Annotated in this window: 20 protein-coding genes; 11 read left to right on the forward strand and 9 right to left on the reverse strand. The window is 46.7% G+C overall.

Features of this window, described 5'->3' with window-relative positions; translation table 11 throughout:
- Positions 1-138: 138 nt before the first annotated feature.
- A complete protein-coding gene (gene gmd / locus ACM6JA_RS26605; protein ID WP_414854794.1) occupies positions 139-1,107 on the reverse strand; it encodes a GDP-mannose 4,6-dehydratase in 969 nt (322 codons plus the stop codon).
- A 187-nt stretch (positions 1,108-1,294) separates the two neighbouring features.
- Between gmd and ACM6JA_RS26610 the strand changes: the two genes are divergently transcribed.
- Complete coding sequence (locus ACM6JA_RS26610) at positions 1,295-1,438, forward strand: hypothetical protein (protein WP_414854795.1); 144 nt, start codon at positions 1,295-1,297, stop codon at positions 1,436-1,438.
- Positions 1,439-1,918: 480 nt separating this feature from the next.
- On the forward strand, positions 1,919-2,713 hold the full coding sequence (locus tag ACM6JA_RS26615; RefSeq protein WP_414854796.1) for a glycosyltransferase family 2 protein: 795 nt from the start codon (positions 1,919-1,921) through the stop codon (positions 2,711-2,713).
- A gap of 1 nt (position 2,714) precedes the next feature.
- On the opposite strand, the gene glf is transcribed toward ACM6JA_RS26615, so the two are convergent.
- On the reverse strand, positions 2,715-3,836 hold the full coding sequence (gene glf, locus ACM6JA_RS26620) for a UDP-galactopyranose mutase (RefSeq protein WP_414854797.1): 1,122 nt from the start codon (positions 3,834-3,836) through the stop codon (positions 2,715-2,717).
- Positions 3,837-3,942: 106 nt separating this feature from the next.
- Here glf and ACM6JA_RS26625 point away from each other — a divergent pair, with 106 nt between their 5' ends.
- Entirely contained in the window at positions 3,943-5,679 is a 1,737-nt protein-coding gene (locus ACM6JA_RS26625; RefSeq protein WP_414854798.1) for a phospho-sugar mutase, read from the forward strand.
- A 6-nt stretch (positions 5,680-5,685) separates the two neighbouring features.
- On the opposite strand, the gene ACM6JA_RS26630 is transcribed toward ACM6JA_RS26625, so the two are convergent.
- Complete coding sequence (locus tag ACM6JA_RS26630) at positions 5,686-6,402, reverse strand: hypothetical protein (RefSeq protein ID WP_414854799.1); 717 nt, start codon at positions 6,400-6,402, stop codon at positions 5,686-5,688.
- A 218-nt stretch (positions 6,403-6,620) separates the two neighbouring features.
- On the opposite strand from ACM6JA_RS26630, the gene ACM6JA_RS26635 reads away from it, so the two are divergent.
- From ACM6JA_RS26635 to ACM6JA_RS26660, 6 genes are all read left to right on the forward strand, one after another.
- Positions 6,621-7,487, forward strand: coding sequence for a hypothetical protein (locus ACM6JA_RS26635; RefSeq protein ID WP_414854800.1), 867 nt, complete (start codon positions 6,621-6,623; stop codon positions 7,485-7,487).
- Positions 7,488-7,613: 126 nt separating this feature from the next.
- Positions 7,614-8,585: a GDP-mannose 4,6-dehydratase gene (locus ACM6JA_RS26640; protein ID WP_414854801.1), complete on the forward strand. Its 972-nt coding sequence runs from the start codon at positions 7,614-7,616 to the stop codon at positions 8,583-8,585.
- A 44-nt stretch (positions 8,586-8,629) separates the two neighbouring features.
- Positions 8,630-9,865, forward strand: a complete 1,236-nt coding sequence (locus ACM6JA_RS26645; protein WP_414854802.1) for a glycosyltransferase family 2 protein — start codon at positions 8,630-8,632, stop codon at positions 9,863-9,865.
- A gap of 30 nt (positions 9,866-9,895) precedes the next feature.
- A complete protein-coding gene (locus tag ACM6JA_RS26650) occupies positions 9,896-10,852 on the forward strand; it encodes a GDP-L-fucose synthase family protein (protein ID WP_414854803.1) in 957 nt (318 codons plus the stop codon).
- On the forward strand, positions 10,849-11,955 hold the full coding sequence (locus ACM6JA_RS26655) for a glycosyltransferase family 4 protein (protein ID WP_414854804.1): 1,107 nt from the start codon (positions 10,849-10,851) through the stop codon (positions 11,953-11,955). The genes ACM6JA_RS26650 and ACM6JA_RS26655 overlap by 4 nt, the downstream gene beginning before the upstream one ends.
- A 28-nt stretch (positions 11,956-11,983) precedes the next feature.
- The gene (locus tag ACM6JA_RS26660) at positions 11,984-13,423 is read left to right on the forward strand and encodes an FkbM family methyltransferase (protein WP_414854805.1); all 1,440 of its coding nucleotides are present in this window, start codon (positions 11,984-11,986) and stop codon (positions 13,421-13,423) included.
- A gap of 52 nt (positions 13,424-13,475) precedes the next feature.
- Here ACM6JA_RS26660 and ACM6JA_RS26665 read toward each other — a convergent pair whose 3' ends face one another.
- The 6 genes from ACM6JA_RS26665 to ACM6JA_RS26690 form a co-directional block, all read right to left on the reverse strand.
- Positions 13,476-14,363: an NAD-dependent epimerase/dehydratase family protein gene (locus ACM6JA_RS26665; RefSeq protein ID WP_414854806.1), complete on the reverse strand. Its 888-nt coding sequence runs from the start codon at positions 14,361-14,363 to the stop codon at positions 13,476-13,478.
- A gap of 36 nt (positions 14,364-14,399) precedes the next feature.
- Positions 14,400-15,050 carry an FkbM family methyltransferase gene (locus tag ACM6JA_RS26670; protein ID WP_414854807.1) on the reverse strand — a complete coding sequence of 217 codons (651 nt, stop codon included), beginning with the start codon at positions 15,048-15,050 and terminating at the stop codon, positions 14,400-14,402.
- Positions 15,008-15,787: a glucose-1-phosphate cytidylyltransferase gene (gene rfbF / locus ACM6JA_RS26675; protein ID WP_414854808.1), complete on the reverse strand. Its 780-nt coding sequence runs from the start codon at positions 15,785-15,787 to the stop codon at positions 15,008-15,010. The genes ACM6JA_RS26670 and rfbF overlap by 43 nt, the downstream gene beginning before the upstream one ends.
- 24 nt (positions 15,788-15,811) lie before the next feature.
- A complete protein-coding gene (rfbG, locus tag ACM6JA_RS26680) occupies positions 15,812-16,903 on the reverse strand; it encodes a CDP-glucose 4,6-dehydratase (protein WP_414854925.1) in 1,092 nt (363 codons plus the stop codon).
- On the reverse strand, positions 16,896-18,299 hold the full coding sequence (locus tag ACM6JA_RS26685; protein ID WP_414854809.1) for a sugar phosphate nucleotidyltransferase: 1,404 nt from the start codon (positions 18,297-18,299) through the stop codon (positions 16,896-16,898). The genes rfbG and ACM6JA_RS26685 overlap by 8 nt, the downstream gene beginning before the upstream one ends.
- A 113-nt stretch (positions 18,300-18,412) precedes the next feature.
- Complete coding sequence (locus ACM6JA_RS26690; RefSeq protein ID WP_414854810.1) at positions 18,413-19,258, reverse strand: hypothetical protein; 846 nt, start codon at positions 19,256-19,258, stop codon at positions 18,413-18,415.
- Between the two features lie 206 nt (positions 19,259-19,464).
- On the opposite strand from ACM6JA_RS26690, the gene ACM6JA_RS26695 reads away from it, so the two are divergent.
- Both ACM6JA_RS26695 and ACM6JA_RS26700 read left to right on the forward strand, forming a co-directional pair.
- Positions 19,465-20,313: a DUF1698 domain-containing protein gene (locus tag ACM6JA_RS26695; RefSeq protein WP_414854811.1), complete on the forward strand. Its 849-nt coding sequence runs from the start codon at positions 19,465-19,467 to the stop codon at positions 20,311-20,313.
- Positions 20,314-20,436: 123 nt separating this feature from the next.
- Entirely contained in the window at positions 20,437-21,624 is a 1,188-nt protein-coding gene (locus tag ACM6JA_RS26700) for a glycosyltransferase family 2 protein (protein WP_414854812.1), read from the forward strand.
- Positions 21,625-21,626: the final 2 nt, after the last annotated feature.

Below are 21,626 nucleotides of genomic sequence, written 5' to 3' on the forward strand. Positions count from 1 at the left end.
CGCACGATAAATAAGCCACCCCATAAACGCTAATAGGTTGACCTTTTAGATAATTAAGCTACCTTTTTGATCAAATAAAAGAAAAACACCCCTTTTCATCCCGCAATCGGAAATAGGGTGTCCTGAATAGCCTTCCCCTTATTGTTTGGCAACGCGTTGCAAATCCGCTTCGACCATCAAGTGAATGAGCTCTTGCAGCTTCGTTTTCGGTGTCCAGCCGAGCTCTCTTTTCGCTTTTTCCGGATTGCCCAACAAAATGTCCACTTCTGCTGGCCGATACAATTCCGGGTCGATCACGACGTAATCCAGGTAGTTCAACCCAACATAATCGAAGGCAATTTTGCACATCTCTTCCACCGTCGAAGTTTTTCCTGTCGCAATGACATAGTCATCCGGCTTATCCTGCTGGAGCATCAGCCACATCGCTTCCACGAAATCGCCAGCAAAGCCCCAATCCCGCTTCGCCTGTATATTCCCCAACCGCAGCTCCTTTTGCTTGTTCGAGGCAATTCTTGCGACAGCATGTGTCACTTTCCTCGTAACGAATTCCAGCCCACGTAAAGGTGATTCATGATTGAATAAAATGCCGTTAGTGCTAAACATCTGAAAGCTTTCCCGATAATTTTTGGTCATCCAGTAGCCAAACAGCTTGGAGACTGCATAAGGGCTTCTTGGGTAAAAAGGCGTTTGCTCCGATTGCTGTGGCTCCTGGATTAAACCGTACAGCTCACTTGATGAAGCCTGATACATTTTGATGGCCGGGTCTGTCTCCCGTATCGCCTCCAGAACATGCAGGACACCCATTCCAGTTACTTGCGCGGTCAAAATGGGCTGCTCCCACGACGAGCCAACAAAGCTCTGCGCCCCTAAATGGTACACTTCCTTTGGTTTGCACGCCTTCAGTGCACGCGTCAACGACGACACATCCAATAGATCACCTTCCTTGTACTCGACGTGATCTGCGATGTTCAAATACTCCAACCGCCACCTGTCCACCGTGCTACGGCGTGGTACCAGTCCCACAACATGGTACCCTTTCTCTAGCAAAAATTTTGCCAGGTAAGCGCCGTCCTGACCTGTGATTCCTGTGAGGAAAGCTGTTTTCATCCACTTCTACTCCCCTTCTTCAGGCTGTGCCGTAATGTTCATTCCGGTAAGTTCCCTTGAGCATCTCTTAAGCTTATGCCGGACCATGTTCATACGTTCAGTTATCAAGGGTGAGGGTCAAGAATAGAAGTCCGTAATAAACTAATGAAAGCAAACCGTTGTCATTGATCAAGGAGGAGGTAGGCAGGTGACAGATCGTTGGATGCCTGGTCCACAAAAAAGCGGTGCGATTTGGCTTACCGGATTATTCATTCCCACCCATCAGCTTGGCGTCGATGAATGCGTGGAACGAATCTTGTCTTCTTTCTTATCTACCATTAACAAGCAATAAGGCTGGGAGTCAGGGATTGGAATCATCATGCTTACTTTGTTGACTCGATCGAAAACATGGATTCCACTATCTAATGAGACATTCAGATGATGTCGTACATCTCTTTCATGGGCAACCGTTATTTTCTTGGTAACACTTTGACCAATAAATAGCACATCACCGGATATCTCCATCCCTCTGGTAAAACCATTACACCGGAAGATAGCCTCCTTGTCTGGGAAAAGCGGATTTTATCATAGGTCGCCATCACGAAGTGCTCTCCCCCTCTCGCAATTCCCTTACAATTGTTCGTCAGCAATTTCGTGAGCCGATAATTCTCTTCCTTATACATCCAGAACATACAGTCCTCCATTCACATTGCTACACGTGACGAGCAGCTTGCATTTCCCGATTCCAAAAATGGTACGCACCCTCTTTCTTCCTGCTTACATGTGTTTCTAAGATCGTTTGAAAATGTCCAAAAGAGGTGTTTCGACCGCCATGTCGCGCATTACTGTCGTGATCCCAACCTATAATCGGGAAAAGTATCTTCCCACAGCCATCACAAGTGTGTTGAACCAAACGCACAAGGAATGGAAGCTCCTCATTGTAGATGACGCCTCTACTGACCATACACATGCCATCGTAGAAAAGTACCTCGATGATCCCCGCATTCACTACGTGCTACTCCCTGAAAATTCGGGGATCGGCAAAACAATGGCAGCTGCTCTTGAACGAATTGACACGCCCTACTTCGTCTCACTTGACTCGGATGACTGGTTCGACAAAAAAACCTTAGAAATTTTGTTGGATGAAATGGAACGCCAGCCCGAAACCACGAACGTCGTGTTCTCCAACACCGTTTTTTGGAAGGAAATTGGTGATACGCGAGAACTGTCTGAAATCATGCGGCCTCCGATCTATGAAGATAAGTATGATTACCTGGAAGCTCCGATGGTTTGGCCTCGTTTTTATCGGACACAAGCGGTTCGTGATGTCGGTGGATTTGAATGTGATGATCCGATGCAGGGAAGGTTTTCTCATGACAAGTACATGTTATTAAAATTGATCGGAACAGGTGATATTCACTGGGTCGATGCGAACCTCTATCATTATTTGATTCACGAGAGCAACAATTCCCACACAAAAAACTGGCCGCAATGGACAAAAGCAAGAAAGTACATCCTTACGAAAATCTTGAAACTGTGGGGAGACGAGTACGAGCCTGTTTTTGTTTACACACCCGAGGGATGGATCTATGTGAACGAGCTCATTCCGAAAGAAAAGCCTTCCTAAACTATTCTGTGACAATCTGCTTAAACAAGGTCAATGCCCGCGCCACTGCTTGATCCATGTTGTAGTATTGATAGTCCGCGAGTCTGCCCGCAAAAAGTACTTGATCGCGTATTTGCTCCGCTTCTTGTTTATAGAGGCTGTACCGTTGGCTATTTTCCTTGCGAGGAATTGGATAATAAGGCTCGTTTTCGCCTGGTGAATACGGCTGTGGATATACGAAGGATATGGTTGTATGAGGAACGACTTGTCCTGTGAGGTGCTTTTGTTCGAGGATTCTGGTGAAATCATACTCATTGGGATAATTGACAGTCCCCACTTCTTGGTACCATGCCTTTTGATGCGTTTCAAAATGAAAGCGCAGGCTTCGATAAGGCAACCGTCCATGCTTATAGCCAAAGAAGGTATCGATCGGGCCTGTGTAGATCATTCGTTTATATCTAATTTCATCCGCGATTTCTTGATAGTCCGTATTGAGAAGAACCTTTATATTCTGATGGTCGAGCATGCGATGAAACATTGCCGTAAAGCCATGCATCGGAATTCCTTGATACGTGTCTTGAAAATACCGATTGTCCCTGCTGACATACACAGGAACCCTTGCGGAAACAGATTGATCCAGCTCCTCCGGCTTCAAATCCCATTGCTTGATCGTATACCGATGAAATACTTTTTGATAAATGAATTCGGCCAAAAAACCAAGCTCTTCATGTGCACTATCCCGAAGCTTGAGAATCGGAATCTTCGCCCCGAATCCATATTGACGGATCAGTAAGCTCTCCAGTTTCTGCGCATATTGCGGGGAAAACAAAGCGGACAATGCATTTAGATTGAAAGGCAACGGTATTTTTATGCCATCGACATAGGCACGCACCTCATGAAAGTACGGCCGCCACTGGGTAAAACGCGACAAATAGTCCCAGACCAGCTTGGAATTCGTATGAAAGGTGTGCGAACCGTATTTGTGAATCAGTACCCCCTGCTCGTCGTAGCAATCATAGGCATTTCCTCCGATATGATTACGCCCCTCAACCACCAACACTTTCTGATCAAGCTCATTGGCAATCCGCTCTGCGAGTGTAGCACCCGTGAATCCAGCTCCGACAATCAGCCAATCCACCTTCATGTTAGTCTCACATCCTCCAGTCTTAATTACATCCACTCACTCCCTCACCATTCCGTTAATACCTTAGTAAATGATGTCGTACTCTACACGCGGGAGTGAACTCTACATGAATGCATACTGGCACGCACACTACACACGCTGGAACGAGTGTGAATCCCTCGATCCAGAGCTTCGTCAGCAGTTAACCGCCATGCACGCTGATGAAAAGCTGCTTGCGGATTGCTTCTCTGCTCCGATTGCATTTGGAACCGGAGGCATGCGCGGGGTCATGGAGCCGGGAATAAACCGCATCAACCTATACACGATTCGCAAAGCAAGCGCAGGGCTGGCTCTTTATTTACTCGAAACATACCCGGATCTGGCCGTCAAAAAAGTCGTCATTGCCTATGATTCACGGAAACACTCACAGTTGTTTGCCAAGGAAACCGCCAAAGTTCTCGGTCAGTACGGGATTACTACATGTATATTCAAACAGCTGACTCCTACCCCTCTGCTTTCCTTTGCCGTGCGCCACTATTGTGCGTGTGCGGGAATTGTCATTACAGCAAGCCACAATCCGCCGGAATATAACGGCTACAAAATTTATGGCGCTGATGGGGGGCAAATTACGCTCGCGACAGCCGAACGACTGATGGAACAGATCGTCGCAGCCGGAAATGAACTCGAAATCACCCCAGCCGATGAACAAGAGCTGTACAAAAATGGACTTCTCCGCTACATTGACGATTCTCTCTTGCATGCGTATTTGGAAAAAGTAAAGCAATTGCGCGTCCATCCAGACTTATCTCCTGCGATCCGAGAGCAAGTGAAGATCGTCTTTACTCCCCTGCACGGTACAACCCATGACTCGATCACACGCGGATTGGACTTGTTTGGGTATACACAAGTGAGTGTCGTGGAAGAGCAAGCTGTCCCCGATCCTAACTTTTCGACCGTAGCCTCGCCTAATCCCGAAGAGCCTAAAGCCTTTCAATTAGCGATTTCATACGCCAACCAGGTGGAAGCCGACGTGATCATGGGGACGGACCCTGATGGAGATCGCCTCGGTGTGCTCGTCAAAAATCAGGCAGGAGACTACAGCGTCCTGACAGGGAATCAATTGGGAGCCTTGCTTCTTCATTACCTGCTGGATTCCAAACAAAAAAAGGGGGAGCTCCCCTCTAACGGCATTGTATTAAAAACAATCGTCACGTCTGAAATGGGCAGGGCCATCGCGTCAGACTTCGGTGTATCTACAGAAGACACTTTGACCGGCTTCAAATATATTGGCGAAAAAATCGAAGCTTACGAAAAGAGTGGAGCGCATGTCTTCCAATTTGGTTACGAAGAAAGCTACGGATACTTAATCGGCGATTTTGTCCGGGATAAGGATGCCGTACAAACTGCTTTGTTGCTTGCTGACATGTGCGCGTATTACAAATCTCAGCACAAAAGCCTCGATGACACACTGAATGACTTATTCAACCGTTACGGTCATTATGCGGAAGAGCTGATTTCTTTCACGTGCAAAGGAGGAGATGGCATGCAAAAAATATCGGCAACGATGTCTGCCCTGCGCAATCATCCACCTTCCCTAATCGCCGCCCACCCCATCATAGCCATCGAAGATTATGGCAGCGGGATCCGCACAAATTGTCAAACACATACATCCACACCGCTCACCTTGCCTGCCTCGGATACGATCAAATACTTTTTCCATGATCATTCGTGGTTTTGTGTCAGACCATCAGGCACGGAGCCCAAAATTAAAATCTATTTAGGAGTGAAAGGAACGAGTAAGCAGGATAGCCAAGAAAAGCTTTTCACCTTGAAACAGGCTGTCTTGCAGCTGATCAGATTCTAGTATGGACTAGATATCCAAGTACGGACCGGATTGAGGAGGATGTCCGCCCGCGACTGTTCCGTAACGAGGAGGATGATAAGCTTGTTCTGGTGTTAGTTCAGGAAAACCTGATTGAAGAAGCAAGTCGTGTCTAACAAAAAAAGCGTTGACGCCCTTTGAATCTGTCCCCACCAAGGCATACCCCAACCTGGTTCCCAAAATGGCCAAGGAACTCAAGCTGGCACCATAGTAGGTATTGCCACCCCATTTAAAATCAGGCTGATACACGATCACCATTTTTTGTGGAGGCGGAAAAGCCGCATTGTACTCAATAACGACAAGTCGCGGGGTGTAAGCAGAAAGAGCTTGCCATACCCAGTAGTCATTGCCGTCAATGTCGATAGAGAGCAGATCAAATTCTTTTTGGACACCATTTTTTTCGAATAACCCAGCAATATTTTCTCTCGTGATCAACTCATTCTTGATGATGAGCTGGGGGTAGGCAGCATAATCGGCAGACATTTTATTGCAACTGTTCAGGTCGGCTTCCATCGCCAATCCGCCCCATCCATGCTGCGTGACGAGATTTTTCATCATGCATTCCGAGCCATCTCCAACTCCGAATTCTACACAATAGCGATTCGTAGTTCCGATTCGCGAAAATATTTCATCAATGATGCCGTCTTCTCCATTTTGGGAATACACTCGTTTTTCATATCGGTTTAACACATCCATTCTTTCCATGCCTCCATTCACAACGTCCCTCTTTCCGTATCTTATTTATCTTTTTGCAGATACGATTGGTCATTCAATGAACAGGCTGCAAAACAGGCTATTTGCACGCATCTCATACAAAATGTTCCACGTAAGAGGCGCCTGCCGTTTCAAGGCCCTCCTCGGGACATATATTAGGATAAAGTTTACAACTAGGAGCCTATCAGGCATTTTGTAAGACAGAGGAGATGTGTATCGTGAGTTTGCCCATCGTGTTTATTCACAGAACGGCTGAAGAGCATGTAGGATTATGCATGCAACAGGCGAAATACAGCAACCCTTCTTCTCGTGTCATTCTTATCGGAAGCCCAGAAAACAAGTATCTTTCTGCGGAAAATACAGAGCACTTCCTGTTGAGTCATTTCTACCAAAGCGCCCAAGCTTTCTCCAAAGTTTACAAACACTCCACTTCCAACACCTACGAATACAATCTGTTTTGCTTCCAGCGCTGGTTTATTTTGCGCGATTTTATGAGGAGTCAAGGGATAAAACATTGTTGTTACCTAGACTCGGACGTAATGCTATACACCGATATCAGTAAGCGAGACAACGAGGAGTTCGATGACTTTACGTTTGAGTATACCTGGACGACCGTATGCGACCTGGAAAAACTCAATCAATTTTGCGATTATACAACCAAATTTTTTCGCGACCCTCTTCACTACCAGACTCTGCTTCAATTCGCAAAAGAAATCGGAGATGCCCCCATTTCTGACATGGTGTTGTTTATCCTGTTTCACAATTACGCGCTTCGCCGCAAAGCTACGTATGGTATAGTTGCCAACGGCTTTTTCGATCATAATCTCAACTGTCCTTTTGCTCCATCCTGCCCACAGGCTGACAGCCAAGATGAGAAGAAGCAGATTTATCAAAAGAATGGCGCTCTTTATTGCAAAATAACGGGCACGACCGACTACCTTAGCGCTCATTCCTTGCATTTTCAAGGACATTCGAAAGCATATATCCCCTACTTTCGCTCACAGGACATCCCGAACACAGATGATTTTATGTATTTCGACTATCCGACCTGTAAATGGGTGCCCGCCAAACCCTGATCTCAATAAAATTCCCTTTGGAAACGAGCTGTGCGCCGTGCCATTTTTTCACGTTTTTCCATATTCATAATATGTTAAGCTGTTCATCCTTCGCTATGAGCATCATGGACAGGGGGGATTCGACTCATGAAGGCATTGATTACCGGAGTAACGGGATTTGCCGGCAGTCACTTGGCTGAGTATCTACTGTCACGGGGAGATGTAGATGTTTACGGCACATTCCGATCCCTTACCAAAAAAGAGCAGCTGGGGCACCTGATGGACCGCGTGCATATGGAAAACTGTGAATTAAAAGATCCCCAATCTGTAAATGAACTCATCCAGAGAATAAAGCCTGATCTCATTTTTCACTTGGCTGCTCAAAGCTTCGTCCCCACCTCGGTGTCGTCTCCTGCAGATACGATGGTAAACAATATTGTCCCACAGTTAAATTTGTTCGAGGCGGTACGCAACCATGCCGTTTCGTGCAAAATTCAAATCGCTTGCTCCAGTGAGGAATACGGTTTGGTTTATCCGGAGGAAATCCCCATTAAGGAGACCAATCCCCTCCGTCCTCTCAATCCATACGCGGTCAGTAAAATTGCCCAGGATTATCTCGGGTATCAATATCATCACAGTTACGGTCTGGCTATCATCCGTACACGTACGTTTCACCATACCGGTCCGAGAAGAGGCGAAAGCTATGTGACCTCTAATTTTGCCAAACAAATTGCCCAGATTGAGCTTGGTCTGCAAGAACCAAGAGTGCACGTCGGCAATCTTGGGGCAATTCGAGACTTCACGGATGTACGGGATATTGTCAAGGCGTATTGGTTGGCGATTACGCGAGGTGAACCAGGTGATGTATACAATATTTCCGCAGGTACTCGTTATACCATCGAGGACATGTTGAAAACACTACTAGCCTTGACTGATGTGCAGGTACAAATACAAGTAGACACCAATCGGTTGCGCCCCTCTGATGTGGACATTGTCTTGGGAGACTCTTCGCTGTTCCGAGAAAAGACGGGATGGGAGCCCGAGATCTCTTTCCAGCAAACAATGGAAGATTTATTGAATGACTGGCGCTCTGTACTACGCCAACAGAACAGCTCTTGAAAACGTCGAGTGGATGAGTAGAAAAAATCAGGAGGGAACTTTTTATGTCCATGCAATCCCTTCCTCTCGTCAGTGTCATCACCCCTTCGTACAATCAGGCAGCCTTCATCAAGCGAACGATCGAGAGTGTATTGACACAGGACTATCCCCATATTGAGCATATTGTGGTAGATGGCGCCTCAACTGACGGTACACAGAGTATTTTGCAGCAATACAGCCATCTGGCAGACCGCTTCCGCTTCGTTTCCGAGCCTGATCGCGGCCAATCTCATGCGATCAATAAAGGATTGCAAATGGCACGTGGTGAGATTATCGGTTGGCTCAATTCGGATGATACGTATTTTCCCGGTGCCATTCGAAAGGCTGTGGCAGCCTTGCAGCAGCATCCCGATTGGGGCGTGGTATACGGAAAAGGGCTACACATTGATGAGAATGACAAAGTAAAGTATCCGTACATTTGGGTAGAGTTTGACAGAAAAAAATTGTTTAATTTCAACCTCATCTGCCAACCCGCTGCTTTCCTGCGAAAGCATGCCTTTGAAGCAGTTGGTGGTGTAAATGAAGAACACGACTGGTGCATGGATTACGATTTGTGGAACCGGATTTCCCTGCATTATCCGATTGGAACGATACCTGAATTCTTGGCTAACTCACGCTTATATGACGCATGCAAAACGTTTGTCTATGAATTGGAGCCAGGGTTTTCCGAAATTTTGAAAACAAGCGTGAAGCATCATGGCACCATCTCGAATGAATGGCTCTATCACTACACGCAGAAGCATTACAAGCAAGGAGCATTTTGGTTTCTCAACAAGCTCAAAGCGTATCATGCATTCGGATCCTCTCCTCAAATCGTTGCATCCAACCGCTATTCGGACGCATGGGCTCCCCAAAACCTGCGAATGACCATCGAAGCCAGCCATGGACCGATGCACGCTTTGCTTATCAAAGGAAGCAACCAAAATATCGCCCCTCTCCTGCATTTCCATGTCACGAGGAATGGGAAATTCGTACACAAATTCCAAGTTACCCAAGCGCGTTTTCAAGTCGTGATTCCCATTACCTCAGAGGGACAGCAATGTGAAGTGAGTATTTTTTGCAGCCAGCAGATCCTTCAGAGCCACCCCAACAATCCTGAAGTCAAACGATCTGTCAGCTACCACCTGGAAGAAGTCCTCCCGCTTTCCTATGAGGAGTACCAATTTTATCAGGAATTTACCAAAGGCAAGGCCCACATCGAAAATTGGGTAAATCGCAGAGTCCCTTCGCCTCGAATTTGAATGCGGACGAGAAAGGCAGGTTGACAAGAATTGAATCTGGCGAAAAAACGGATTGTGGTTACTGGTGGATCAGGATTTCTAGGAAGCCACGTCGTTCATCAATTGCGCAAGCTGGACTGTACGGACATCTTCATCCCTAGAAGCCATGAATACGATCTTCGCAAAGAATATGATGTAAACAAGATGTTGCAAGATTTCCGTCCCGATATCATTCTTCACTTGGCTGCCGTCGTCGGCGGAATCGGAGCGAATCAAAAAAACCCCGGAAAATACTTTTACGATAATTTGATCATGGGGACTCAGCTCATGGAGCAATCCCGCTTATTCGGTGTCGAAAAATTCGTAGCCATCGGAACCATTTGCTCCTATCCAAAACATGCGCCTGTCCCGTTCCAGGAAGAAGATATATGGAATGGTTACCCTGAAGAAACCAATGCTCCGTATGGCTTAGCCAAGAAAATGATGCTGGTGCAATCGCAAGCCTATCGCGAGCAATACGGGTTCAATTCCATTTATTTGCTTCCTGTCAATTTGTACGGTCCGGGCGACAACTTCGATTTGGAAACCTCACACGTCATCCCTGCCATCATTCGAAAATGTGTGGACGCTATTCGCAATGACGAGAAGAAGATCGTTCTCTGGGGAACAGGCAGCGTCACACGCGAGTTCATTTATGTCGAAGATGCCGCACAGGCGATTATTGCTGCAACCATGAGCTATGATCAATCTGAACCGGTCAATATCGGTTCTGGTCATGAAATCTCCATCAAAAGCTTAGCGGAAACGATCAAGCAGCTAAGCGGCTTCCAAGGAGAGATCGAATGGGATAAAACCAAGCCAGACGGACAGCCGCGCCGCCTTTTAGATGTGACCAAAGCAAAAGAGCATTTCGGCTTCGTGGCACAAACGTCCTTACTTGCTGGCTTGGAGAAAACGATTGCCTGGTACATGGCACATCCTCACGTACAAGGGAGGATCCCTACATGAGAGTCGGAATAAACCTGATGTCAGTGATTCCTGGCAAAATCGGCGGGATGGAACAGTATGTCAGGAACTTGCTGGCCTACTCGATGAATGCTGGGGACGGCCATCAGTGGTTTCTTTTTTTATCCTCACACAATTTCCATACCTTTGAGGCGCAAAAAAATGTGCGCAAATTCATGGTCCCCGATCATGGTAATGCACACGCGATGCTTCATTTCTGGATTAACTCCCTACAGTTGAATTTGTGGTTTTGTCCGCTGCTTGTATTGAATCCAGCCGATGTCACAATCCCTTCTGTGATCAACATTCCAGATATCCAACACGAGTATTACCCGGAGTTTTTCGATGCACATTCCTTGCGCTGGCGACTAGACAACTACAAATCGTCTGCAGAGCGTTGCAGTGCCGTGCTGACTCTGTCGGAGTTTTCCAAGCAAACGATCCTCCAAAAATTCGGGCTTGCTCCGCATAAAGTACATGCGATCCACCTGGATGCCTCGCGGGAATTTTCCTTGCCGCATAATGAGGCACTCAACCAACAGGTCATACAAAAGTATAAGCTGCCCAGCGAATACGGCTTTTTCCCCGCGAATACATGGCATCACAAAAATCACCTGAATGTATTCAAAGCACTCGTCACTTTGCGGGATAAACACAATATACGAATCCCCATGGTTTTCACTGGTTTTGCTCAAGAGGCTCATCAAAACGTCATGAATTACATCACAAATAACCAGCTATGGGACCAAGTCAAATGGCTCCATTACGTACCGCAGGAAGAGATGCCTTACTTGTATCGGAATGCCCAGTTCCTTTGCTTCCCTTCCCTCTTCGAAGGCTTTGGCATTCCTCTGGTAGAAGCCATGAAGTCCAACATTCCAATCGTATGCTCCAATGCAGGGAGCATTCCTGAGGTGGTGGGTGATGCTGCGCTCACTTTCGACCCGAATATTTCCGATGATATCGCAGTGAAGCTCGCCCATCTTTATTTGACACCTGAGGCAAGAGCAGAGCTGGTTGCCAAAGGCATCCAACAAGCCAAGCATTTTTCGTGGGAGAAATGCGCGCGTGAAACACTGGCTATCTTTTCTTCCGTCGCACGCTAATGTCATTTGAAAGGAGGTCATCTTTGTAATGTCACGCATGCAGCAAATTCGGGATACGTGGAGGAAGGAGCGCCGAATCCCGTTTCCATTAACTGAACAAGAGACTTGGGATTTTTGGCTGTTGGAAGCACCGACAAACGATTTGAAAAAGTCGAAGATCAAGCATATAGCAAAAACGATGGGCATACGCACCTTGATCGAGACAGGTACGTTTAAGGGCGACATGTTGCAAGCGATGAAAAACCATTTTGACTTGCTCGTTTCCATCGAGTTGGATGAAGCCTTGTTTATAGTGGCAAAAGAGAGATTTTCAGGCGACAGCCACATCCATATCCTCCACGGTGACAGTGGAGAAGTATTGACCAACCTGATGCACTCTGTTACAACACCTTGTCTGTTTTGGCTGGACGGCCATTACATTCCCCGCTCATCTGAGGCAGCCAAAGGAGACCTGGATACCCCTATCTTGAAGGAACTTGCTGCCATTCTGCAGCATTCTGTTCAAAATCACGTCATTTTGATTGATGATGCTCGTTGCTTTATTGGTCCCAATCCATTGTTGAACGATTACCCCACGATCCAAGAACTACGAGAATTCGTTCATTCTCTTCGTCCTGATCTCTTATTCGTCGTAGGAAATGACATCATCATGATCTACAATCCACTTGAAGGAGCAACGAATTCGATGAAGAAAGTTGACTTTCACCTGCCGTTTGACAATCAAACCTTTACCGTCTATGGGGACGACTCTGATCAAAGCGTCCTGTACTTTATGGAGTATTACAAAGGATACTATGAAGACTACGTTATCCTTCCTCTGAAAAAAATCGTACAACCTGACCATGTTTGCCTAGACATCGGAGCGAACATCGGTGCGATCTCGCTCGCCCTGAGCTATCTCGCTCCTCAAGGCAAGGTGTACGCATTCGAACCCTCCGATGCCAATTATCCTTATCTCCTGCGAAACCTGTCCGAGAATCACATCACCAATATCGAGCCACTCCAGCTCGGAATAGCGGACCGCAACGGGAACATTCATTTTAATGACGACCCCCGTGGGGGCGGATGGTCTTATATCCCGCATGAGCCAGAAGACGTGGAGAAATCCACCCAATTCATATCATGTGTCAGGCTGGATGACTGGGTAGAGCAGAATATGATCTCGCGCATCGACCTCATTAAAATTGACGTAGAAGGCTCGGAGGTCGTCGTCTTGGAAAGTGCCATGCGAACGCTTAAGCAGTGGGACCCGGATGTAATCATTGAATTCAATCCAGAGAGCATCAAGGAAAACTTCGGCAGACATCCACTCGTGCTATACACACTGCTGGAGAAATTGTTTACCCATCTGTATATTTTTAAGCGGGACAATACGGTGGTAAAAGTGAAGAACTATAACCACTTACTAGACGAAATGAAACCTTTCCACGCTGATCTGTTCTGTACGAACAAAACTTTCCTCGATTAAGCGCACATGATAAAAACATGGCTGCAGGCTCGCCATGTTTTTTGTTTCGTTTCTATTTGAAAGTGGCCATTACCTTTCTCAATCCATCTTCCAGCTTTACACGTTGATTCCACCCTAGTGCTTGCAGCGGTCGAATATCTGCTTGTGAATGCATGATTTCCATGTCGGTATACGCAATCGATCCGAACTTCAGAACCGTGCTTGATTGAGTCATCTGATGAACCAGTTCTACAAACTCTCGGATCGAGGTTGCTGTACCTGTCCCTACCTGGTATTCCGTAAAGCCTGCGGGTAGACGAGTCGCATGCGCCAACAGCACACAAAAGGCAGAAACAACATCGTCCACATAAATAAAGTCCCTTGCTTGCTTTCCTTCTGTAAGCCTTAGTTCGGGCTGATTTTCGAGACAGCTTTTGATGACAGTAGAGACAAACTTATTCGTATTATCATAAGGACCATACAAATGCTCCAACCTGACGTTGATGAATTGCAGGGAAGATGTATCGGCTAGGCATTTTCCCCATTCTCGAAATTGACGCTTCGTCAAATTGTATGGTTGTAGATGTTTGGATAATCGGACGGGCGCACTGGAAAACGTATCTGTATTCAGAAAAACAGGGGTGTCGAAGCGCATAGCCGCATCCAGCAGTTTCAGCGGAAAGGTCACATTAGCATCTACCATCGTGGCATTGCTCTCGTTGTTTCGTCCATAACAGGTTGCCGTATGGATGATCGCATCGATTCTCCCCTGCTCGAAAAAAGGAGCTTCCCATTGACCGCGATCCGTATCATACGTAATCAAATCAGACAATATGTCCTGGATACGCGAGCAATCGGAAGTGCTCCTTTTCAAAATGATGACAGTATGTCCGTCCAATCGCAGCGCTTTTACGAGCTGGCTTCCGAGAAAGCCTGTCGCGCCGGTCACAAGTATCTTCATCTGGGATCGCTCCCCTTCACCTGCTTGGCACTCTTCTTATATCCAGTTCAAGTCAATGTTGTGAATTTGTTTTTCTTGCATGACCCTCCGAAAGTGATCGGCTTTCGTTTTCAAGCCTTCGATCAGCCATTCATGATTTTCTACGACTATTTTTTCTATTTGAAGGTGTAAATTTTGCTCCACGATTTTTTCCAATAGTTCAAATTCTGCCCCCTCAATATCGATTTTGATCAATCTGATCGGGCGGTTGAGCATTTGGATGAACTGTGTCAAATCGATTACCTCTACGTCTACATACTTTTCAGGATTCGTAACCGGATGATTGGTCAAAAGGGAAGAGGCATACGCAGACCCTGCCGGATCCGTATGGTAATGTTCATGCAAATGCAAGCGCAGCTTGTCGTTTTTATGCCAAACCGCTTTGTTTATACATACGACATTGGGATAGGAACCAACCCTTTTTTTCAATTCCTCAAATACGTATGGATTCGGTTCAAACGCAAAGACGAGGGCGCCTTTATCCGCCATTTTTTGAGAAATGACCCCGTAATTTGCCCCACAATCGATGGTAATGTCCCCGTATCCGATCGGAGAAAAAACTTCTTCACTGTTCTCGTTTAATCCGCCCACTCCTGCTTCCTCCTTCATGTTCGGCTGGTTGCCCAAGCTGCTTTGCCGGATTTCCACAGTTCTTCCAAGTAGTTTTTATCTCTGAGCGTATCCATTGGATGCCAAAAACCTGTATGCTTGAAGGCCATCAGTTGATTCGCCTTGGCCAAGCTCTCCAGCGGCTCTTTTTCCAATACCGTCTCATCACCCGCAATATAGTCAAATACGCCCGGCTCCATGACAAAAAAACCAGCATTGATCCACCCGCCGTCCCCTTTTGGCTTCTCCTGGAATCCTTTTACGGTGCTCCCATCGGCAATATCCAATGCTCCGAATCTGCCTGGCGGTTGAGTCGTGGTGATCGTTGCGAGTTTTTTATGCGTACGATGAAATTTTACCAGCTGTTCAATATCAATGTCGGATAAGCCATCTCCATACGTCAGCATGAATGTTTCTTCTCCCACATACTTCTGAATGCGCTTCACCCTTCCACCTGTCCCTGTGTCTTTCCCCGTATCAATCAATGTGACTCGCCACGGAGCAGCATTGTGGTTGTGAAAAGTGACCTGATTGTCGTTACGAAAATCAAAAGTCACATCAGAATGGTGAAGGAAGTAGTGCGCAAAGTACTCCTTGATCATATAGCCTTTGTACCCGAGACAGATGATGAAATCATGGAAACCGTACTTGGAATAAAGAGACATGATATGACAAATGATGGGCCAATCACCGATCTCAATGAGCGGCTTCGGACGAAGATGCGTTTCTTCTCCAATGCGCGTGCCATACCCTCCTGCTAGGATGACGACTTTCATTGGCTGCCCTCCTTCCTCTGTTGTTCATTGGGTCTTATCTGTATACGCTGCGATTTGGGCCAAACAGATCTCCCTTACGTCTTGCTTTTGCTGATAAGCCTTATGCCAAGAAATGATACTGTCCAAGGTCTGTTCGAGCGACCACTTGGGCTTCCAGCCTATTACGCTTTTGGCTTTGGAACAGTCCAGCTTTAAATATTGGGCTTCGTGCCATTGTGGATCGGTTTGCTCTGCTTCAAAACGGGCACCAGCCCCCCATCGCTCACACAATTGCTGGACGATCCACTCTACCGATCTGGCATCTTCCTCATTCGGACCAAAATTCCAGCTCTGGGCGTAATCCTTGCCATTTCCCCACATTTTTTCAGCGAGCATCAAGTACCCTGTTAATGGCTCAAGGACGTGCTGCCACGGTCGAATTGCTTTGGGATTTCGGGTGGTGACTTTCTCTCCCTTTATCAAGGCACGCAGGCAATCCGGTATCAAGCGATCAAGAGCCCAATCACCGCCGCCGATTACATTGCCTGCTCGCGCTGAAGCAATTGCTACGCCATGCTGGTGATACTGGTCGGGGTGGAAAAAAGCATTGCGATAGGAGGCAGTCACTTGCTCCGAACATGCTTTGCTGTTGGAATACGGGTCATAGCCGCCCAACACATCCTGCTCACGGTATCCCCACACCCACTCCCGATTTTCGTAAACCTTATCCGTCGTAACATTGATGATTGCTTTGATTTTCATTCCGTTCTGCACAGCCACTCTCGCCGCCTCGAGTACATTCACCGTACCCATGACATTGATTTCGTAGGTTTCCGCCGGATATTGATACGACAAACGCACCAGCGGCTGAGCGGCCATATGAATGATGATATCCGGGTTTGCTTGGTTGATCGCTTTTTGAACGCTTTCCTTCGATCTGACATCATCAATGATCGAATCAACCAATGAACTGATTTGGGCACACGCAAAAATACTCGGATTCGTCGGCGGCGACAGCGCATACCCTGTTACCTTCGCTCCTAAATGATGCAGCCATAAGCACAGCCATGCCCCTTTGAACCCCGTATGACCTGTGATCAACACTTTTTTGTTTCGCCAAAACGCAGGATCAATCATCGCGATCACCGTGCTTCCCAATCTGCTCCAGAATCGCTGACCACGTCATTCCAAGTCGAACGATATCTTCTTCCACCAACTGACTTCCCATCTGTACCTCGATAAATTCCAGCTCGGTCATAGCTTTGATTCCATGTTTGGCTCTTACCGGGATTTGCAATACGTCACCTGGTCCAACCTGACTCAGCTGATCATCCAAAATGAAATCGCCGCAGCCCTCTACGATGATCCATACTTCGCTACGGTGGTGATGGTACTGATAGCTCAAATTTTTCCCGGCGTATACATGGATTCTTTTCGTTAATACTTCCACGTCGTCTTCATTCTTCTGAAAATGCATAACCTGATACCATCCCCAGCGCCGCTCTTCATACATTGGGCGCTTTGTCCAATCCAAAGCCACATTTTTGACCATATGACTTTGTTCCTTGGAAGAAACGAGGATGCCATCAGGACTAGCTGCCACGATCATATCCGATAAACCGATGGACACGATAGGTATGTCCAATTCGTTGATAACGTGTGTATTCGTGCAACTCTCATCAAGCAAAACCTTACCGATTGCATTCCCGCTCATTTCTTCCGTGAGCGTATTCCACGTCCCTAAGTCCTTCCAGGCTCCTTCATACGGGAGAACGACTACTTTCTCTTCCTTTTCCACAATCTCATAATCAAAGCTGATGGCAGGCATTTGGCTATATTGCTCAAGCATTCGGTTGTATTCAGTAGGCAATCCTTTTTGCTCTAATTCGCGAATCAGATAGCCCAATCGAAAAGCAAAAATTCCACAATTCCACAAGGCTTTCTTTTCTACTAAATCCTGTGCTTGCTCAAGAGACGGCTTTTCTTTGAAGCTTTTTACTTTTTGATAGGCATGAGGCCTCTTACCCTGATCCGATTGTGATTCTAGCTGTGGAACAATGTAGCCGTATTTCGTAGATGGATACGTAGGCTTCACTCCGATTAATGCGAGATTCGCGCCTGATCTGAGTATGACGTTCTCCAGCTCCTTGATCCTGTCCATGAAGCGATCCTCAACGAATGGATCTACAGGCATGATGGCGATCACTTCATCCGGGTCCATTGTCAAAGCAGAGTACAAATAGGTCACCGCTAAAGCAATGGCAGGGAAGGTATCTCTTTTTTCCGGCTCCACGATCAAGGGAACGCCTTCTCCAAGTTGGCTTTGAAGCAAGTCAACATGCGAACGGCCTGTTGAAATATAAACAGGCTCCGACCAATTGCGGGAGGCCAGCTGCCTCCACACTCGTTGAACCATCGCCTCTGGTTGGGCATGTGCACTGCCTATCAACTTCAAGAACTGTTTGGATCTGACATCATTGGAGAGCGGCCACAGCCTTTTCCCTGAACCACCCGATAGCAATATCAGTTTCACCCAGGCCACCTCTATCCGTTTATCGTGTTGTATGCACCATCTTATGCGTTTGTCGCAGTCGATGCTCTATGGTCCAATGAAAATGGTCAAATAACACGAGGGATGATAGAAGCCTATAAAAACTGAATCCATCGATTGGAAATATAATCGAAAATGTAAGAACCTGCTTGGGGGAGATAGGGAGCCGTGAAAAACTTCATATGGTGCTTCGTGTATCCTTGAAAATGAAGAGAAAACAACGGCAGATATCGGCCCAATGCCTTATCCTTGCAGCACAGGACACCATTTATCGAGTAAATTTTCTTAAAGCCGTACAAGTTCTCCACCGACGCAGACTGCTGAATATTGCCGTCAATAAAGCCATCATGAAACAAGCCGTTCTTCATTTGGTAATCCTTGAATTGTGCAAGAAATAGCAAGGCCAGCACCATATCTGTAATTAAAGGCTGATTGAATCTGACATGTTCCTTTCTCTGCATCGTGTAATGAACGACTTTCGCAAATGTTATCGGATTGGCAAACTGAGACGTCATAAACTCGCAAAACTGTTCTAGCTTCTGCCTATCTAAGAAATTGGTCCATACGAATTCCATCATAAAGTTGTCAAAGCGCGGATGGTTCACGTCGGTAAACAGCATGACATCCGTATCGATGTAGCAGCATTTCGGAATCTGATGCTTTTTCATAAATGCCAACAAAATAAACCATCGTTGAAAACAAAACAGATTGTACTCATAGGGCATGAAATGAATATGTTTATAGACTCTCGTCATTTCGCTAGCGGCATGCATGTAATCGTCTATCATTTCGTGAATGACGCCGTTCAAAGCATACCTTCTATTTCCTCCATTCCCTATAAGATAGACGGGCGAATGGGGATTACTTCTTTTCGCTTGCTGCAAGCTGTATGTGAGATAATCATCGTCCCCTCGATGGATGATCACGATAGGCAAGGGCATACTCTTTCCGCCTCCTTTTTCTCCCCATACTTTATGTAAGTGAAAGACAACGAGAAACGGGCATATGCCTTTTTTCCGGAAACCTGCATGCTGGCAAGCAACTTTACATTTGATTGGGACGAAATTAATGCATTTATATCATTCCCCCCAGCACTGTCCGTACATATCGTATAGGGCAAGCACTCTTCAATGAAGGGGACATGTCGATGGGAAGATTTTGGACAGATCAGGAAATCCTCGATGAGATCAATAAACGACGATGGTACCATAAAATCGCGCTGCGACCAGGTATCATCACTCCCGGGATTACGCTTCTGGAAAATGTATGGAATATGACGCGACAATCCAGAGAATACATCCAATATTCGGGGAAACGCGTCCTTGATCTCGCTAGCTTTGACGGAATGTGGGCGTTTGAAGCGGAGCAAAGAGGGGCAAGTCTTGTCGTGGCTACGGACTGTATGCAGCCGCTCTATTTGAATTTTGAGTTTTGCAAGAACATCCTGCAAAGCAAAGTTTTGCCGCTGTACAATACCAGCCCTTATAAACTATGGGAAGGGCTGCAAGTTTTGCTGATGGACGATTTTATAGAACCACTGCCATTTCCTCAACAAATACGGCACAATCAATTTGATGTCGTCCAGCATCTCGGTTTGCTCTATCATCTGCGCGATCCGATGTGGACATTGTCACAATGCCGGAGCGTGATTAAACCAGGTGGGCACCTCTTGTTGGAAACTGCCTGTATTTTGGATACGAATCAATCCATCATGGTCTACAACGGAGCTCCTGGACAAATGAACCGGATTTATAAAGACGATACCACTTGGTGGCTACCGTCCGTCCTTTGCATCGAGGAGATGCTCCGAGGCACACTGTTTGAAATCATTCCTGAATCGGTTCGGACCATTCCTTCCGGCAAAATCAACAATTACGATGCGGGTCGTATCAGCCTCGTGGCAAGAGCCATTTCTGGCAACGAGATAGACCCTAACTGTCACGCGGAGTTACTCCGCATATTCCGCAATCCAGGGATCATTCCAGACTACCTGTAATATCCGGTTAAAATGAAATCGGGTGCACAAGATCAACGATGCTTGTGTACCCGATTTTCCATTCTTTCATAGTCTGATGGTAGTGCATGCATTTTTTATGATGGAAAGATGGGAGTGAATCTCGTGTCCCACTCACAGCAACCATTAGTGAGTATCATTACCCCCTCTTACAACCAAGGCCGGTTTATTCGTGAGACGATAAATAGCATATTGACCCAGGACTATGCAAACCTTGAGCATATCGTGGTAGATGGAGGCTCCACTGACGATACGCTCTCCATCCTGCAAGAATATGCACAAAAAGATCCGCGCTTCCGTTATATTTCCGAACCGGATCGCGGACAGTCTCATGCGCTTAACAAAGGTCTGGCAATGGCAAGAGGGGAAATCATTGGCTGGCTGAATTCAGACGACACCTATGTACCCGGCGCCATCATGATGGCAGTTCACGCTTTTGCAAGTAACCCCGGCTGGGGAATGCTTCACGGCAATTGCCAAGTGATGAACGAATACGGTCAAGTATCTAGCAGCTACCCTTCCGAACAGGCTGATGCCAAGAAGTTGTACCAGAGCTGCGTAATTTGCCAGCCATCCGCTTTCATCAGAACCCACGTCTTCAGGCATATGGGGGGTGTTGATGAAAAATTGCAATTTTGCATGGATTACGATCTGTGGATGCGCATCGCCAAATTTTATCCCATCGGTTATGTGCCCCACTATTTAGGAAATGCTCGAATCCACACAGCGTGCAAATCAGCTACCCAATGGCATTCCGTCGGCGTACCCGAAGTCTTACGATCTCTTGCGAAAAATTATTCGTCCATACCCAGCCATTGGATATCGTATGTTCCACAATACAAAGGCATGGGTGTACTCGACCTGTTGCGGCTCTATAAGTCCTTCCCATCCAATACAGCCAGAATCACAAGCATGAATCGGGGCGTGGACTTGTGGGCGCCTCCTGTCCTGCGCGCGATAGTGGAATCGGATCCTACTGCACCTGCTCAAATGTTGCTCGTAAAGGGCAAAGTTCCTGGCTCCCCCGTAAAATTACCGAAGCCCATTGTTTTGACTGCGCTCGTGAATGGCGTAAATGTAAAAAGTTTTACCGTTGATAAACCCACCTTTGCCCTCGAAATTCCACTCGATCCGAATGCCACGACGATTCGTGTAGACATCGCGTCTTCCAGTGTGGGTGTACCGAGCACTCCTCAAGTCCAGCAAAGAATGGCAGGAGGATACATGGCCGAAGAGATCATTCCGCTTTCGTATGACGAAGTGATCGTGTACAAAGCTTTTTCGAGGAGCTAACC

It is taken from the genome of Brevibacillus sp. IT-7CA2, assembly GCF_949767855.1.
Classification (GTDB): domain Bacteria; phylum Bacillota; class Bacilli; order Brevibacillales; family Brevibacillaceae; genus Brevibacillus.